General features: G+C 44.8%; 2 protein-coding genes. One reads left to right on the top strand and one right to left on the bottom strand.

Features of this window, described 5'->3' with window-relative positions:
- The coding region (locus VLN09_RS01100) for a phosphoenolpyruvate carboxylase (protein ID WP_325243275.1) at nt 1–1,826 on the top strand (1,826 nt) is incomplete at its 5' end.
- A 127-nt stretch (nt 1,827–1,953) separates the two neighbouring features.
- Here the strand turns inward: VLN09_RS01100 and VLN09_RS01095 are convergent.
- The coding region (locus VLN09_RS01095) for a serine hydrolase (RefSeq protein WP_325243273.1) at nt 1,954–2,307 on the bottom strand (354 nt) is incomplete at its 5' end.

The raw sequence follows: 2,307 nt of genomic DNA, 5'->3' as shown, positions 1-2,307 counted from the left end.
AGCGGGTGTTTGATTATAATTTTGATGATTATGGCAACGAGCCTTATCGCCGATTACTGTCCTTAATTCTGAATAAAGTCAAAGCCACCAATCAACTGATTCAAAGCAAAGGTGATGATGGCGACGCCAAAAAAGACGCTTATGCCAACCCGCAAGAACTGCTAGAAGACTTGCGTATCATTCGTCAAAGTGTCAATACTCATGACACCGCGCATGGCGACGGGTTATTGCTAGATATGATTCGTCTGGTCAAAACCTGTGGCTTTCATCTGGCCGCCCTCGATATTCGCCAAGAGTCGTCCTATCATAGCGAAGTGATTGCGGACATTTTTGCTAATGCCTCAAATTTGCCAGACTACCAAGCGCTGAGCGAAACAGAGCGTCAAGAATGGCTGACACGGTTGCTCGAAAAACCCGGCACACCGCTCATTTATACCGACAATTTGACAGATAAAACCCGCGAACAATTGTCATTAATGCACTCTGTGGCGACATTGCGTAAACTGGTTGGGCACGATACTTTTGGCAGTTATGTTATTTCGATGACCAATAACGCCAGTCAGATATTAGAAGTTTTACTGCTCATGCGGTTTGCTGGCTTATGTAGAGTCAATGACAAGGGGCGATTGTCTGCCGACCTGCCAGTTGCACCCTTGTTTGAGACGATTGAAGACCTGAAAAATATCGATCAAATTCTACCTGCCGTCTTGGACAATCCCCTTTATCGAGGATTGCTGAAGCATTCAGATAACACACAAGAAATCATGCTGGGTTATTCAGACTCATCGAAAGATGGCGGCATTATCACTTCTGCGTGGCAGCTTTATAGCGCGCAACAAACCATTGATCGTATTGCCGAAGAGTATAGTATCAAAACGCGCTTGTTCCACGGGCGCGGTGGCTCTGTCAGTCGTGGCGGTGGATCGACACACAATGCCATCGCAGCCCAGCCAGCGGGGACGCTACATGGTCAAATCAAAGTAACGGAGCAAGGCGAAGTGCTTTATGCCAAATACGCCAACACCGATACCGCTGTGTTTGAGCTAACCATGGGCATTACAGGCACCCTAAAAGCCTGCTCGTCAAGGTTTGTGGTGCAACCAGCAGAGCTGCCACATTATGAATCGCTCTTTGCGCGTTTGGCAGATGCAGGTGAGCAGCGTTATCGCAAGCTTACCGACCATACTGAAGGGTTTTATCAATTTTACTCACAAGTCACCCCTGTACAGGAAATCTCTTTATTAAACATTGGCTCACGTCCATCGCATCGCAAAAAAGGCTTGCCAAGTAAAACCACCTTGCGAGCGATTCCTTGGGTCTTTGGTTGGTCATTGGCACGCTTTACGTTACCTGCGTGGTATGGCGTCGGCAGCGCTTTGCATAGTGTGAAAGCAGATGAAGATTTGATGAAAGAGATGAATGCTCATTGGCCATTTTTTAGCGTATTTATTAGCAATATCGAGATGGCATTTACCAAGTCTGAGATGAGTATCGCTCAGGCCTACAGCCAATTATGCGACGATCAAGCATTACGTGACAAGATTATGCAAGCGGTCATCGAAGAGCACGAACTAACTTATTCGGGCCTGAATTCTTTACTTGAGCAAACATCGTTATTATCAAATCAGCAAAATCTTGCCGCCTCGCTTCAATGGCGAAATGCGTATTTAGACCCCATTAACTATATCCAAATTGAGCTGTTAAAACGTGCCAGACAACAAGGCGATGCGCAAAACCATGAAAGTGACAAGAGCAATATTGACGTTGAAGACCCACTAATCCGTAGCATCAATGCTTTAGCAGCAGGTTTACGCAATACGGGTTAATGTCTATAACGCCTGACATATCAATACCGTAAAAAACCCTTGTAAGCACTACGCTACAAGGGTTTATTTATTCTGAAAGACTTAACTACTAAATAATACAAATACAATGCCTCCACTACCTATACTACTAATGATTTGTTGTAGGTATTTTAGCCAAAATCGTATAAGCGGCTTTAACCCGTTCAATATTGGGATAGTTTTTGTTGGCTAAAATGACAATACCCGTTTTTTTGGCAGGCATATAAGCAATATAAGCGCCAAAGCCATTAGTCGACCCAGTTTTATTGACCCACACATTATCTAGCACAGGCATCGGTGGCTCATTCACTTGTATGGGCTGAGGGTTTAAGATGGTTTCTGTTGAATTGCCCGCAACGAGTATTTGCAATGTCGTCGGCAAAGAATACATCTCCCACGCCAGTCCTTGCGTGAAGTGCTTCGTTTGATAGTAACCTTTTCTATTGTTGTCTAGTGCTTGCTG

It is taken from the genome of Psychrobacter sp., assembly GCF_035469765.1.
Taxonomy (GTDB): Bacteria; Pseudomonadota; Gammaproteobacteria; order Pseudomonadales; family Moraxellaceae; genus Psychrobacter.
Note: the sequence above shows the minus strand (reverse complement) of the source record. Positions and strands in the feature narration are given on the sequence as shown.